General features: G+C 61.7%; 14 protein-coding genes and 3 pseudogenes. 10 read left to right on the top strand and 7 right to left on the bottom strand.

Features of this window, described 5'->3' with window-relative positions:
• Nucleotides 1–130: 130 nt before the first annotated feature.
• The 7 genes and pseudogenes from NKJ08_RS07180 (at nucleotide 131) to NKJ08_RS07150 (ending at nucleotide 5,395) form a co-directional block, all read left to right on the top strand.
• Nucleotides 131–913 carry an ABC transporter substrate-binding protein gene (locus NKJ08_RS07180; protein WP_352523691.1) on the top strand — a complete coding sequence of 261 codons (783 nt, stop codon included), beginning with the start codon at nucleotides 131–133 and terminating at the stop codon, nucleotides 911–913.
• 112 nt (nucleotides 914–1,025) lie between these two features.
• Nucleotides 1,026–1,739: an ABC transporter permease gene (locus NKJ08_RS07175; protein ID WP_352523689.1), complete on the top strand. Its 714-nt coding sequence runs from the start codon at nucleotides 1,026–1,028 to the stop codon at nucleotides 1,737–1,739.
• On the top strand, nucleotides 1,736–2,563 hold the full coding sequence (locus NKJ08_RS07170; RefSeq protein ID WP_352523687.1) for an ABC transporter permease: 828 nt from the start codon (nucleotides 1,736–1,738) through the stop codon (nucleotides 2,561–2,563). Before NKJ08_RS07175 ends, NKJ08_RS07170 begins: the two co-directional genes overlap by 4 nt.
• Nucleotides 2,564–2,621: 58 nt before the next feature.
• Nucleotides 2,622–3,497: pseudogene (locus NKJ08_RS07165) on the top strand (NAD(P)-dependent oxidoreductase); the annotation flags it as partial.
• 9 nt (nucleotides 3,498–3,506) lie between these two features.
• Nucleotides 3,507–4,212 (top strand): annotated as a pseudogene (locus NKJ08_RS07160) (DNA alkylation repair protein).
• Nucleotides 4,172–4,753, top strand: coding sequence for a GNAT family N-acetyltransferase (locus tag NKJ08_RS07155; RefSeq protein ID WP_352781573.1), 582 nt, complete (start codon nucleotides 4,172–4,174; stop codon nucleotides 4,751–4,753). The pseudogene NKJ08_RS07160 and the gene NKJ08_RS07155 overlap by 41 nt, the downstream one beginning before the upstream one ends.
• Before the next feature lie 69 nt (nucleotides 4,754–4,822).
• Nucleotides 4,823–5,395 carry a DUF3299 domain-containing protein gene (locus tag NKJ08_RS07150; RefSeq protein ID WP_352523683.1) on the top strand — a complete coding sequence of 191 codons (573 nt, stop codon included), beginning with the start codon at nucleotides 4,823–4,825 and terminating at the stop codon, nucleotides 5,393–5,395.
• Nucleotides 5,396–5,406: 11 nt separating this feature from the next.
• Here the strand turns inward: NKJ08_RS07150 and NKJ08_RS07145 are convergent, their stop codons facing one another.
• From NKJ08_RS07145 to NKJ08_RS07130, 4 genes and pseudogenes are all read right to left on the bottom strand, one after another.
• Nucleotides 5,407–5,898, bottom strand: a complete 492-nt coding sequence (locus NKJ08_RS07145) for an Lrp/AsnC family transcriptional regulator (RefSeq protein WP_023675006.1) — start codon at nucleotides 5,896–5,898, stop codon at nucleotides 5,407–5,409.
• A 202-nt stretch (nucleotides 5,899–6,100) separates the two neighbouring features.
• A pseudogene (locus NKJ08_RS07140) lies at nucleotides 6,101–6,718 on the bottom strand (uracil-DNA glycosylase family protein); the annotation flags it as partial.
• A 13-nt stretch (nucleotides 6,719–6,731) separates the two neighbouring features.
• Nucleotides 6,732–7,343 (bottom strand): glutathione S-transferase, encoded by a 612-nt coding sequence (locus tag NKJ08_RS07135; RefSeq protein ID WP_352523681.1) that lies wholly within the window; start codon nucleotides 7,341–7,343, stop codon nucleotides 6,732–6,734.
• Between the two features lie 42 nt (nucleotides 7,344–7,385).
• Nucleotides 7,386–8,009 carry a thermonuclease family protein gene (locus NKJ08_RS07130; protein ID WP_352523679.1) on the bottom strand — a complete coding sequence of 208 codons (624 nt, stop codon included), beginning with the start codon at nucleotides 8,007–8,009 and terminating at the stop codon, nucleotides 7,386–7,388.
• A 75-nt stretch (nucleotides 8,010–8,084) separates the two neighbouring features.
• On the opposite strand from NKJ08_RS07130, the gene NKJ08_RS07125 reads away from it, so the two are divergent.
• Nucleotides 8,085–9,599, top strand: a complete 1,515-nt coding sequence (locus NKJ08_RS07125) for a sensor histidine kinase (RefSeq protein ID WP_352781572.1) — start codon at nucleotides 8,085–8,087, stop codon at nucleotides 9,597–9,599.
• A gap of 4 nt (nucleotides 9,600–9,603) precedes the next feature.
• Here the strand turns inward: NKJ08_RS07125 and NKJ08_RS07120 are convergent, their stop codons facing one another.
• On the bottom strand, nucleotides 9,604–10,602 hold the full coding sequence (locus tag NKJ08_RS07120; RefSeq protein ID WP_352523859.1) for a nicotinate-nucleotide--dimethylbenzimidazole phosphoribosyltransferase: 999 nt from the start codon (nucleotides 10,600–10,602) through the stop codon (nucleotides 9,604–9,606).
• Between the two features lie 197 nt (nucleotides 10,603–10,799).
• On the opposite strand from NKJ08_RS07120, the gene NKJ08_RS07115 reads away from it, so the two are divergent.
• Complete coding sequence (locus NKJ08_RS07115; RefSeq protein ID WP_352781571.1) at nucleotides 10,800–11,033, top strand: DUF1289 domain-containing protein; 234 nt, start codon at nucleotides 10,800–10,802, stop codon at nucleotides 11,031–11,033.
• A 13-nt stretch (nucleotides 11,034–11,046) separates the two neighbouring features.
• Entirely contained in the window at nucleotides 11,047–11,751 is a 705-nt protein-coding gene (locus NKJ08_RS07110; protein ID WP_352523674.1) for a TIGR02281 family clan AA aspartic protease, read from the top strand.
• A gap of 9 nt (nucleotides 11,752–11,760) precedes the next feature.
• Here the strand turns inward: NKJ08_RS07110 and dusA are convergent, their stop codons facing one another.
• Together dusA and NKJ08_RS07100 are read right to left on the bottom strand one after the other, a co-directional pair.
• Nucleotides 11,761–12,753: a tRNA dihydrouridine(20/20a) synthase DusA gene (dusA, locus tag NKJ08_RS07105; protein WP_352523672.1), complete on the bottom strand. Its 993-nt coding sequence runs from the start codon at nucleotides 12,751–12,753 to the stop codon at nucleotides 11,761–11,763.
• Between the two features lie 198 nt (nucleotides 12,754–12,951).
• Nucleotides 12,952–13,623 (bottom strand): GntR family transcriptional regulator, encoded by a 672-nt coding sequence (locus tag NKJ08_RS07100; RefSeq protein WP_352523670.1) that lies wholly within the window; start codon nucleotides 13,621–13,623, stop codon nucleotides 12,952–12,954.
• Nucleotides 13,624–13,714: the final 91 nt, after the last annotated feature.

Raw genomic sequence — 13,714 nt, 5'->3', positions numbered from 1 at the left:
CCCTCAAGCGACGGTTTTTGCAGTTGCTTTTTCTTGGGAAAGAATGGGAGTATCGCATCAGCGGGCGGTCAAAAGCACCGCCCACAGAGCTGTTCGGGAACGACGGCCGGGACCAACAGAGAGGACCATCATGCGTATTACACTGCGTATCGCGCTCGCCGCATCGGCTGCGCTACTGACGCTTGGCGTTGCCCAGGCCCAGGAAAAGACCTTGCGGATCGGAACGGAGGGAGCCTATCCGCCATTCAACAATCTCACCGCCGACGGCCAGCTCGTGGGCTTCGACATCGACATCGCCAAGGCGCTTTGCGACGAGATGAAGGTGAAGTGCACCTTCGTCGCGCAGGACTGGGACGGCATCATCCCGGCGCTCCAGGCTGGCAAGTTCGACGCCATCGTCGCGTCGATGTCGATCACGCCCGAGCGTGCCGAGAAGGTCGATTTCACCCACAAATATTACAATACGCCGCCGGCGATCGCCGCGCCCAAGGACACTGACATCAAGGGTGTCAGCAAGGAAGATTTGGCCGGCAAGACGATCGGTGTGCAGGCGTCCACCACGCATTTCAACTATTCGACCAAGACTTATACAGACAGCACCGTCAAGCCGTACCCGACCGCGCAGGAATACCAGCTCGATCTGGCCAATGGCCGACTCGATGCCGCCAATGACGACATTGTCGTGCTGCAGCAATGGCTGGATTCGCCGGACGGAGCCTGCTGCAAGCTGGTCGGCACAATCAAGCCGGTCATCGAAATCCACGGTCCGGGCGCCGGCATTGCCGTGCGCAAGGGCGAGACCGACCTGGTCAACCAGTTCAATGCGGCGATCGACGCCATTCGCGCAAACGGAAAGTACAAGGAAATCAACGACAAATACTTTAAATATGACGTCTATGGCGGCGAGTCCTGATTTGAAATGACAATATGAACGGCGGGAATTTCCCGCCGTTCCCATAAAGAACGCCGTATGAGGGGTGCGGCGCGGCTCTCAAAAGAGCCCCTGAAGGAGAACAGGCAGCCGGATGCAGAGCGCATTGACGCTTCTCAGTTGGGGGCCTGAAGGATGGCTCGACGATATCGCCTCCGGTGTGCTTGTCACCGTATGTCTTGCTCTGGCCACGCTGCCCTTCGGGCTGACGCTCGGCTTTTTCGTGGCGTTGGCCAAACAGTCGGAAGAGCCGTCGCTGAGACTGGCCGGGAACATCTACACCACAATTTTTCGCGGAATACCCGAGCTGCTCACCCTGTTTCTGATCTTCTTTGGCATCCCATTGATCCTGCAGTACATTGTCCGGCTGGTGAGCCCCGGCACGTCCGCCGACGTCAACAGCTTCGTCGCCGGCATGATCGCGCTGTGCTTCATTTTTTCCTCTTATTCCAGCGAGGTGTTTTTATCCGCCTTCCGCGCGATTCCAAATGGGCAATATGAGGGAGGCTATTCGGTTGGCCTGTCCAGCGGCCAGACGATGCGGCTGATCGTGCTGCCGCAGTTGATCCGCATCGCGTTGCCCGGACTTGCCAATCTCTGGCTTATCCTGCTCAAGGACACCGCCCTCGTCTCGGCGGTAGGCCTCAACGAGATCCTCCGGCAGAGCGGGGTTGCCGCTCGCGTCACCAAGCATGCCTTCCTGTTTTATGGTTTTGCCGGCCTGATTTATCTCCTGCTGGCGATCGTCTCCTCCTTCGGCATCAATGCGATCGAACGCGCCGTTGGCCGCAGCGAGGTCAAGAGATGAGCCTGGCAAGCGAAACCCTGAAGGTTGACCGGCCACCGCCGCCAGCACGCGGCTGGCCACGTCAACGCATCCTCGGCCATGTCCTGGTCGGCCTGTGGGTCGCTCTCGGCATTGGCATGATCGTCTACCTAGTCAGTGCGTGGAACCCGGAGTTCTTCCAGAAATATGCACCCGGCTACATATCCGGTCTTGGCATAACTCTGTTGCTGGTTGCCATTTCGATTGTGCTTGGTGCGATCCTGTCGGTGCCCATCGCCTATGCACGCATGTCGAAGAACCGGATTCTGTCTGGGCTCGCCTATGCCTATGTCTATTTTTTTCGCGGCACGCCGCTGTTGGCGCAGACCTTCCTGGTCTACTACGGGGTCGGCTCCTTCAGGCCGGAGCTCGAGTTGGTCGGCCTGTGGGGCTTCTTCCGCGAAGCGTTTAATTGCGCGATCTTCGCCTTTTCGCTGAATACGGCCGCCTACCAGGCCGAGATTTTGCGTGGCGCGATCCAGAGCGTACCCAGGGGCCAATGGGAAGGTGCCGCCTCGCTCGGCCTGCACAAATTGCAAATCTTGTGGAAAATTATCCTGCCGCAGGCCCTGATCGTGGCGCTTCGGCCATATGGCAACGAGATCATCCTGATGATCAAGGGCTCTGCAATCGTCGCCATCATCACGGTCTACGATTTGATGGGCATCACCCGGCTCACTTATGCGCGCACCTTCGATTTTCAGTCGTATATCTGGGCGGCGATCATCTATCTGATCATCGTCGAAACACTGCGCCACGGGGTCGAGTGGATCGAACGGCGCATCACAATCCATCTGCATCGCTGACTCCCATCGCCTTGCCTGATCCGGTAAGAAGGCCGCAAAGCAGGCTTCCAAGGGATTCGAAAACATGGCTTCGGTGGCATTTCTCGGTCTTGGCGTCATGGGTTATCCGATGGCCGGGCATCTCAAGAACAAGGGCGGTCATGATGTCACCGTCTACAATCGCACCAGGGCGAAGGCCGAGCAGTGGGTTGCCCAACATGGCGGCAGCCTTGCTGCGACGCCAGCAGAGGCGGCCGAGGGCAAGGATTTTATCTTTTCCTGCGTCGGCAATGATGACGACCTTCGCTCGGTGACGACCGGCGCCGGAGGCGCCTTCAATTCCATGAAGAAAGGCGCCATCTTCATCGACAACACCACCGCATCGGCCGAAGTCGCGCGTGAACTGGCGCAGCAGGCGCAAGCGCTCGGGTTTTCGTTCCTCGACGCCCCGGTCTCCGGCGGTCAGGCAGGCGCCGAGAATGGCGTGCTGACCGTGATGGTCGGCAGCGAGCCAGACGCCTTCGACAGGGCGAAGCCGGTCATAGATGCTTATGCCCGCATGGTCGGGTTGATGGGACCAGCAGGGGCTGGCCAGCTCACCAAGATAATCAACCAGATCTGCATCGCCGGCCTCGTTCAGGGACTGGCCGAAGGCATCCATTTCGGCAAGCAGGCCGGGCTCGACATCGAAAAGGTCATCGAGGTGATTTCCAAGGGCGCGGCCGGTTCCTGGCAGATGGAGAACCGACACAAGACGATGAATGCCGGCAAATATGATTTCGGCTTCGCCGTCGACTGGATGCGCAAGGATCTTGGCATCTGCCTCGCCGAGGCCGACCGCAACGGCGCCAAACTCCCGGTGACGGCACTTGTCGACCAGTTCTACAAGGACGTGCAGGCCATGGGCGGCAAGCGCTGGGACACATCCTCGCTGCTGGCAAGGCTGGAGAAATAGGGTTTCGCCGTGGTCGAGCTCTCGCCGCAATCCAGCGCCGACGAAATTGTCGCTCATCTGCGCTCGATCGCCTCGGAGGAGAATCGCCTTGGCATGCTGCGCTACGGCATCAAGATCGAACGTGCGCTCGGTATCTCGCATGGCGTGCAGCGGCAGATTGCCAAGAAAAATCAAGCGCAACCATGAGCGTGCCTTCGAGCTTTGGCAGACGGGCATCATGGAGGCGCAGTTCATCGCTTCCGTCACGGCCGATCCGGAGCGGTTCTCCGCCGCGAATGCAAGACGATGGGCGGCGACTTTCGACTCATGGGATATCGTCGACGGGGTCTCCGATCTCTTTGTCGATACGGATTGCTGGAGGGAACTGATCGCCGAATTCGCGGTCGACGAACGGGAATTCGTTCGACGCACGGCTTTTGCGATGATGGCTTGGTCGGTAGTCCACCGGAAGAAGGAACCCGAGGCGACCTTCCTCGAATTCCTGTCGATCATCGAAGCGCATGCGACCGACGGCCGCAATTTTGTGAAGAAGGCCGTGAACTGGGCGCTTCGTTCGATCGGCAAGCGATCGATGAATTTGCACGGCCCTGCCCTTGCCCTGGCGCAAAAACTGGCGGCCTCGACGGACAAGACTGCGCGCTGGATCGGCAAGGACGCCGTGAAGGAACTTTCCGATGCCAAGACGCTCGGACGGCTCGCTGCCAGAAAAGCTTGAGTTCACTGAAATCCGCTTTGCCGAGGTGACGCAATCGACGCGCGCCGATTTCGAAAACCTGTTCGAGGAACCCGGTGCGCCGAAATATTGCTGGTGTATGGCTTGGCGCCATCTCGACCGCCGCGAGCATGTCGAGAACGACGAGAAGAAACGCGCGGTGATGGCGCTGATCGACGCCGGCACGCCGGTCGGCATTGTCGCCCAGATCGATGGCAGAACCGTCGGCTGGTGCTCGGTCGCGCCGCGCGAGACCTACCGCAAGCTGTCGCGGCAGCAGGACGACCACGAGACGGGGATCTGGTCGATCGTCTGCTTCTTTGTGCCGGGAGCGCTGCGCGGTGGCGGTCTGGCAAGCGCATTGCTCGACGCGGCCATCGATCACGCTTTCACCAAAGGCGCCAGGACGATCGAAGCCTATCCGGTCGACCAGGCTTCGCCGAGCTACAGCTTCATGGGTTTTCGCGACATGTTCGTCGCCCGCGGCTTTCGCGAGATCGGCATGACCGGCTCGCGCCGGCATGTGATGCGGCTTGAGCGTTGACCTGTGGGCAGCGGCAGCTTTACTTGATGTCACAAGCCGCAAGGTCAAGGCTCAAACAGTGGAGCAGCGATGAACAACCGTTTTAAATCAGGCGCGATCGTGGCAGCCGCCTTGTTGGCGTCCGCCATCGCGGCAAGCGCTTCCGGCGGGACCACGCACATTTTCTGGAAGGATCTGCGTCCGGCGACCCAGGCAGCCGCCGAAAGCGTCGGACTGCCGATGATCGCGGCCAAAATGCCCGACCATGGCGAGACGCTGTCTCTCAACTTGCAGGACAAGACCGTGCAGCTCGCAGGCTACGCACTGCCGGTCGATCGCGACGGCGATCTCATCTATCAATTCCTGCTGGTGCCGTGGACGGGGGCCTGCAGCCACATGCCGACGCCGCCGCCCAACCAGATCGTCCTCGTTACGCCGGCCCGCCCTTACAGGATGTCTGAGGCCTACCAGTCGGTTTCGGTGACCGGCGCATTGCAACCGGGCATGGAGAAGAGCCAGCTTTTCATCCTCGACGGGGTCAGTGTCATCCAGTCGGGCTACGCCGTGCGCAAGGCCGAGGTGGTCAACGTCGACACCGTGCCGGACACGATCACGCTGCCGGTCAACTCGCCCTGGACTTTCCTGAACAAAAAGAAGAACTAAGCAGAAGAACCTCAGGCGGCGTTGGCGCCGGACTCCTTGTCGAGCATCATGTAATCCAGCGGCATCTCGGTCGTGTATTTGATCTGCTCCATGGCGAAGGAAGACGACACGTCGCGGATCTCGATCTTGGCGATCAGCCGCTTGTAGAAGGCATCGTAGGCGGCGATATCGGGCACCACGACGCGCAACAGATAGTCCACATCGCCGCTCATGCGGTAGAATTCGACCACTTCGGGAAATTCCTGGATGACCTCCGAAAAGCGCCGCAGCCATTCATGGCTGTGCGAATTGGTGCGGATTGACACGAATACGGTGACCCGCACATTGACCTTTTCATGGTCGAGGATGGCAACACGCCGCTTGATGACGCCCTCTTCCTCGAGCTTCTGGATACGCCGCCAGCACGGCGTCGTCGACAGGCCGACCTTCTTGGCGACGTCGGCGACCGCAAGCGTTGCATCCTCCTGCAGGAGGCGGAGAATTTTTCTATCGAGGCGGTCCATTGGGTGCTCCCCTGATGCAAGTCGCCCAAAGTGCGCAGCGGCTTTGGCACAACGACATGCATAAAAACAAGAATTTAACGCGCGTCCCCTCATGCGCGACGCGCTTCAAGGAATAGATTACCATATTCCCTCTTGTTCAAGTCTATTACAAGAAAGAAATTCTGTCGGATAGCGCGAAAGCGAGTGATTTCTTGCTGAAAGCCTAGCCCAGGCGATAGCGGATTTCCGATCTCAGAAATGGCAGCAAATCCATTTCAAACCATGGATTGCGCTTCAGCCAGCCGGTGTTGCGCCACGACGGGTGCGGCAATGGCAGCACTTTCGGGCTGGCCGGCGCTGCCCAGATGGCACGCCAGTCCATAACTGTTTCCGTCAGTGAGGGACGGCGCGCCGTGCCCATATGCCAGCTTTGCGCGTAGATGCCGATCGTCAGCACCAGATCGATTTGCGGCATCAGCGCCATCAGCGATGCTCGCCAGGCCGGCGCACATTCGCGGCGCGGCGGCAGGTCGGCGCCCTTGGCGTCCTGGCCGGGAAAGCAAAAGCCCATCGGCACGATGGCGAATTTGTCCGTGTCGTAAAATTCTTCGCTGCCGACACCCAGCCAGCTTCGCAGCCGGTCGCCGGAGGTGTCGGTGAACGGCATGCCTGACACGTGGACCTTGGTGCCCGGCGCCTGGCTGGCGATCAGGATGCGGGCGCTCGACGATGGCCTGAGTACCGGACGCGGCTGGTGCGGCAGCGGCCTGCCTGCCGGCTTGTCGACGCAGATGCGGCAGGCGCGTACCCTCGCCGTCACGGCTTCCAATTCTTCGCTCATTCAGGGCTCATTGTCAGGCGGCGGCGCTCGGCCGGCCGGAGATTGCCCGATGCCAGCGCAGCACGTTGGTGCACTCTTCCGGCACCTTGATGCGTGCAGGCTTCATGAAATCGATGGCGACCAGCCCGGTGATGTCGGCGATCGAATAGACATCGCCGGCGACGAATTCCCTGCCGGCGAGTTCTGTGTCGAGGAACTTCAGGAACTCGACGGCTTTCGGTTTGTTGGCCTCTCCCCATTCGGGGATTTGCGGGATCTCCCATTCCCTCATCGCGGGGTGGATATGCCGGAACGCCGCGGCGACACAGCCGAACAGATTGAACTCCACACGCCTTTGCCACATCTCGACAATTGCCTTGCCGAGCGCGCCACGCCCGAACAAAGCCGGCTCGGGATGCAATTCCTCGAAGTAACGGCAGATGGCAACGGACTCGGTAATGATGGTGCCATCGTCGAGCTCGAGCACCGGCAGACGCTTCAGCGGATTGCGCGAGCTGACCGGCTGTTCTCTGTGCTCCAATGCTCCCATGTCTATGGGCACCAGCGGAACCCGGAGTCCCTTCTCGGCCAGGAAAACCCGAACCCGCCGTGGATTGGGCGCGCGCCCGCCATCGAACAGCTTCATCTCTATCCTTCCTCGTCCATCCCGACCAATTATAGGCACAGCTCACCAGAAGCGAAAAATTTCCCGCAAGGCGTCGCCGATCGACGCCAAGGTGCTGTGCTTTCTTTCGACCAGCTCGTGGCCGTGGCTCTCGCGCCAGTTCTTCGGCTCGTCGAAAGTTCCGGCCCAGATGCCGGCTCTGCCCGCACGCGCGGCGGCTTCCTCGGTCTCGAAATCGCCAAAGGCGACCGCCCAGCCGGCCTCGACCTGGGCGCGGTTGAGATCCTTGCCGTCGGCCTTGCAGTCGCCGAGCAGCCTGCCGTAGCGGTCGCGCTGCCAGCCGCTGCAGGAGACGGCTTTGCCGGCGATCAACCGCACCAGCGACTGGCGCGCGAGCTTGCCGCAGGGATAGTCGGCACCGTACTTGCGGCAGATCTGCGAATATTCCGGCGCATCGATGCCGCGCATGCGAATACGCTCGCTGCCGAGCGTGATCGTATCGCCATCATTGACGACAGCGGCGCCCTCCGTCTTGCGCGTCTCCACCCGGTCGAGGCGCGCCGCCAGGAGGATCAACAGGCCGAGCACGACGAACGTCAATCCATAGTCCACCAGCCTGCGCCACAGGCTTCGCGGACGCGGCGGATAGTATCGCTGGCGCGGCCATCGCGACCACGAACGGCTCATATGGCAAACCGTTGGTTAATCATTCGAACGTAGCTTAACAATTTGAAATTGCTGCCCGCGTAAATTGAAGACTTCATGCCCTTGCAACGCTCGACCACAGCGGACAAGTTTATTGTGGACCGCAGGAAACGCCATCGCAACAGCGATGTCGCGCGCGCGGTGCGCAAGACGCGCGACCGTCTTTCGCAGCAAGCCGGAAATCCCGACTTCGACCGCGAGCTTTTGAAGCTCCACGCTCGTTCGATGACCGGCGGCGCGATCATCATCCCGCTGCTCGTTCTGGCAATTGCCGCGGCAGGCTTGCTCGCGGGCATCGGCACGGAGATCGGCGTCTGGGCGCTGTTCACATTCACCTGCTATACCATCGTTGCATTCATGGCGAGACGCATCACTCAAGCGTCCGAGCTCAACCCGCTGGAAACGCACAGGGATTTCCTGATCGCCCATTTTCTCTGCGGCCTTGGCTGGGCCTGGTTTGCATGGCTCGGCTGCGGCACCTGCCAAGTCGATCAGTTCCAGATCGCCAAGGCGGTGGTGCTGCTACTCGCCATGGCGGCAACCGCGATACTGGCGTCGTCTCTGCGCGGTGCGCTGTTGGCGACGTTCGCCCTCCCGGTCGCCATCTATGCCTATGCCAGTGCGAAATTATGGATGCCGGTCGAGGCGATCATGGCAGGCTTGCTGATCGCCTCGTTGCCTTTCTTCACCTATGTGGCGCGCCAGCTCAACCGTTCCTCGCTGATGCTGCTGTCGTTCCGCTCCGAAAAAGATGCGCTGATCGCCGAACTGGAGACGGCGAAATCGATGTCGGACGAGGCACGGCGGCGAGCGGAAGACGCCAATCTGGCGAAATCGCGTTTCCTGGCTTCGATGAGCCACGAACTGCGCACACCGCTCAACGCCATTCTCGGCTTCTCCGAAGTGATGGCCAACGAGGTGCTCGGCCCGATGAGCAACCCGACCTATCGCGACTATGCCCGGGACGTGCATGACTCCGGACAGCATCTGCTCGACCTGATCAACGAAATCCTCGACCTGTCGCGCATCGAAGCGGGCCGCTATCAGCTCAATGAGGAGCCGATGATGCTGCTTTCCGTCGTCGAGGATTGCTGCCACATGATGGAGCTGAAGGCGCGCAACAAGGACATCCGCATCGTCCAGGATTTCGAAAACGCCTTGCCGCGCCTGTTTGCCGACGAACGCGCGGTGCGGCAGATTGTGCTCAACCTCTTGTCCAACGCTATCAAGTTCACCGCGACCGGCGGCGAAATCCGCGTGCGCGTCGGCTGGACGGCGGGCGGCGGGCAATATCTCTCCGTCAAGGACAACGGGCCGGGCATACCGGAAGACGAGATCCCGATCGTGCTCTCGGCCTTCGGCCAGGGCTCGATCGCCATCAAGAGCGCCGAACAGGGTACCGGGCTTGGCCTGCCGATCGTGCAAGGCCTGCTGGCCATGCATGGCGGCGAATTCCAGCTCCATTCCAGGCTGCGCGAAGGCACCGAGGCGATCGCCATCTTCCCGCTGAGCCGGGTGATGGAGGAATTGCCGGCGCTGCCGACCCAGGCGGTTGCTTCGCGCCGGCGCTGAATGCCTAACCGCGGACCGCCGCCGCCATGCCGGAGCTGGTCAGCGCGGCGGCCTTGACCAGGCCAGCGGCAAGAGCCGCCCCTACCCCCTCGCCTTGACTGACACCCAGATCGAGCAGCGGGCGAAGGCCGAGGCGCTCGGCGGCCTTGGCATGCCCCGGCTCCGGCGACAGGCTGGCGAGGAGACAATGGTCGAGCGCGGCGGGGTTGGCGGCATGTAGGACAGCAGCGGCCGCCATTGCTGCAAATCCATCGAGAAGCACCGGAATCTTTTGCATCCGCGCCGCCAGAATGGCGCCGCAGATCGCTGCGAATTCCCGTCCACCGACCCGGCGCAGCGCTTCCAGCGGGTCCTTGAGGCTCGCGCCGTGAAACGCGATCGCAGCATCGACCACCTCCGCTTTGCGCCTCTGCATCGCCGCGTCGGCACCCGATCCAGGGCCGACCCAGTCGGCGCCCTTGCCGCCGAACAGTGCTACGCAAAGGGCCGCGGCGACCGTCGAATTGCCGACGCCGAGGTCGCCAAGGCAAAGCAGGTCGGTGCCACCGGCAATCGCTTCCATGCCGAAGGCCATGGTGGCGGCGCAACCGCGCTCGTCCAGTGCCGCGTCCTCCGTGATGTCGGCTGTCGGAATGTGCAGAGCCAGATCGAACACCTTCAAGCCGAGATCGTTGGCGATGCAGATCTGGTTGATCGCTGCACCGCCGGCGGCGCAAAGCTCGACCGCGTTTGCCGTGGCAGCGACGGGGCGCGGCGAAATGCCGTGACGGGTGACGCCATGATTGCCGGCAAAGATCGCCACCAATGGCCACATCACCGCCGGTGGCGCGCGACCGCTCCAGCCGGCGAGCCAAGCGGCGATGTCCTCGATGCGGCCGAGCGAGCCGTTGGGCTTGTCTGCCTTGGCAAACAGCTGGCGCACGCGGGCCCCGGCCGCCATATCTGCCGGCGGCAGGCTCACCAGGAGGTCGCGAAAATCGTCGAAAGGCAGCGCGCTGGTCATGTCGATGGCGGTCGTCCCTGTGAATTGGTGAGCGGCATAGCCGCCTTGGCCAGCCGGCACAACCTCAAGCCGGCACAACCTCCAGGCCCGGCACAACTTGGAGGTATTGACGCGAAAGCACCTGTTGGCGGCGCATCCCCGAGGGCTTGCATTGACTTTGTCGTTGCACCATGTGGAGGCTAGCCAAGGAAATCCTTATGACGGCCACTGAATCCCCGTGCATCCTGGTCTGCTCGATCGACATGAAAACCGGCTTCTGTTTCGGTTGCGGCCGCACGCGCGGGGAAATCGCCGCTTGGATCGACATGACCCCGCAAACCCGCCGCAGCGTCATGGCCGAGCTACCGGCAAGGCTGGAAACAGTCGAGCGACGCCCCCGCCGGGAAACCCGTCGCAGCCGCATGGCACGCGAACGCGACGCCCTCTCGTGAACCGGCCGCAGAGATGAACCGACTGTTGTGGATTCTAATCATCGCGATCGGGGCGGGTGTGCTCCTGCTCATGCTCAACGATTCCGCCGGTAGTACGTTCGGCATCGAGAATTACGATTTCGGCCAGCTGATCTGGCTTGGCGCTTTAGCGGCACTCGTCGGCGCCGGCCTGCTGAGATCGGGCAGGCCGTTGGGCACCATGGCCCGCAGCCTCGGCGCCTGGGGCGCCATCGTGCTGGCGCTGATCGCCGGCTATCAGTACCGCTATGAGTTGCAGGATTTCGCCAGCCGGATCACCGCCGGCCTTGTTCCCGGCAGTCCGCTGGCGCTTGGCGTGGAAGAAGGCCATGCCACCGTCACTCTGGACAAGACCGGCAACGGCCATTTCGAAGCGCGCGTCACGATCAACGGCACGCCGATCCTGACGGTTGTCGATACCGGCGCCACCAGCACCGTTCTGACCGCCGAGGACGCACTGGCGGTCGGGTTCAATTCGGCGGCTCTCCGCTTCACCATACCGATCTCTACCGCCAACGGCATGACACGCGCCGCCGCCGTAAAAACGGACGAACTGTCGATCGGCGGCATCGTGCGCAAGGACATGCCCATCATGATCGCAGCACCCGGCACGCTCGGCCAGAGCCTGCTCGGTATGAATTTCATCGGCTCGCTATCGGGTTTCGACGTCCGGGGCGATCGCATGATTTTGCGGGATTAAGTTTTTTCCTCAGGCCGCCTCTGCGGACCTGCCGAAATCGACCTCTGCGAAAGCCGCCTTGAGCACCTGCGGTCCGGCACCCGGCTTTGTCGCATCGGTGGACAGGATCTGCCGATAGCGGCGTGCACCGGGCAGACCGTGAAACAGCCCGACCATGTGCCGGGTGACATGCCCGAGCCGTCCACCCTGTTCGATATGGCGTGCCGCGTAATCCGCCATGGCGTCGATCAGCGCGGCAAAATCGAACGCCCTGCCCTTGCCGCCATAAAACGCGGCGTCGACGCCGGTCAGTATCCCTGGCGTGTGATAGGCGGCGCGGCCGAGCATGGCGCCATCGACATGGTCGAGATGCCTCAGCGCCTCTGCGAGAGATTGAATGCCGCCATTGATGCCGATGAATTTGTTTTGTTTTCTGGCTTTCAGCCGATAGACGCGGCCATAGTCGAGCGGCGGGATGTCGCGATTTTCCTTTGGGCTCAGACCTTCCAGCCAAGCCTTGCGGGCGTGCACCCACAGCGCGTCGGCGCCGGCCGCGAAAACACCGTCCGCCAGCGCATCGAGTGCCGGCTCCGGATCCTGCTCGTCGACGCCGATGCGGCACTTGACGGTAACCGGTATTTTCACCGCCGCCTTCATTGCCGCGACGCAATCTGCGACGAGCACAGGCGCCTTCATCAGGCAGGCGCCGAAGGTGCCCGACTGGACGCGGTCGGACGGGCAGCCGACATTGAGGTTGATTTCGTCATAGCCGAAGGCTTCGCCGATGCGCGCCGCCTCGGCCAGTTTTCCCGGATCGGCGCCGCCGAGCTGCAGTGCCACTGGATGCTCAGTATCGTCGAAGCCGAGCAGCCGCTCTCGTGCGCCGTGGATGACCGCATCGGCCACCACCATCTCGGTGTAGAGCAGCGCCTCGCGCGTCAACTGGCGATGGAAGAACCGGCAATGCCGGTCCGTCCAGTCCATCATAGGTGCCACGGCAAGTTTGTGGCGTAACATATTCATTTTACTACTTTTCTCTGTCTCAATCCGTCCGATACTCCGTTGGAATGACAGAGCAATTTGGCAAGAGATGTACACCCAACTAACCCGATATACGAATTTGCCGCCGCAACTGAAAGCAATTTGGTCATGTCACACATCCCACCGCACACATCAATTAGATGCCTGCCGTGGAACGATCAACCGCTGACAGCATACCATTCAGCCAAGGCGAAGCGTGTTGCGGGCGATCTGCCACGCGGATTCGACATGCCGCCGCGCCGCCGCCTCCGCCTCGTCTGGCTTGCGCGACCGGATCGCATCCATGATTTCGGTCATTTCCGCGATCGCCGGCTCGCGGCGGTTCTCCGACGCGATCGTCATCGAGCGGAGCTGGTTGATACGGACATTCAGCCCCGTCACGATTTCCCAGGCAATGCGCTTGTCGGCCGCCTCGAACAGCGTTTCGTAGAACTTGGTCGTCGCCCGCATCACCTCGACAGGCGCGCGTGACGCCCACGCGTCAAGCAGGTTCGTCAAGGCAGCATCGAGCGAAGCGATCTGCGCGTCGGTGGCCGTTAGGGCGCAAGCCCGCGCCGCGATGCCCTCGAGCAACGCCCGCAATTCATAGATTTCGTCAGTGCGGCCGAGATCCGGCTTGGCCACGGCGGGCCCATGGCCCGGTATCATCTGCACCAGGCCTTCCGCCTCCAGCTGCCGCAGCACCTCGCGCACGACGGAACGGCTCACCCCGAGCTGATCGCAAAGCGGCCGCTCGACCAGCCTTTCACCAGGCTGGAAATGAAAGCCCATGATCGCCTCACGCATGCGCTCCAGCGCTAGCGTCCTCAACGTCTTGGCAGAGCGGTCGATCCGCAGCGTATCGCCTGGCATTTTCTCTCCGTACCCTGACCCGATCACAAAACAGATTCCATAGCCGATTGACAAGGCTCCCGGCGCTCCATAGTATGGTATACCATAAGAC

Source organism: Mesorhizobium sp. M0244 (assembly GCF_040321795.1).
Classification (GTDB): Bacteria; Pseudomonadota; Alphaproteobacteria; order Rhizobiales; family Rhizobiaceae; genus Mesorhizobium.
Note: the sequence above shows the minus strand (reverse complement) of the source record. Positions and strands in the feature narration are given on the sequence as shown.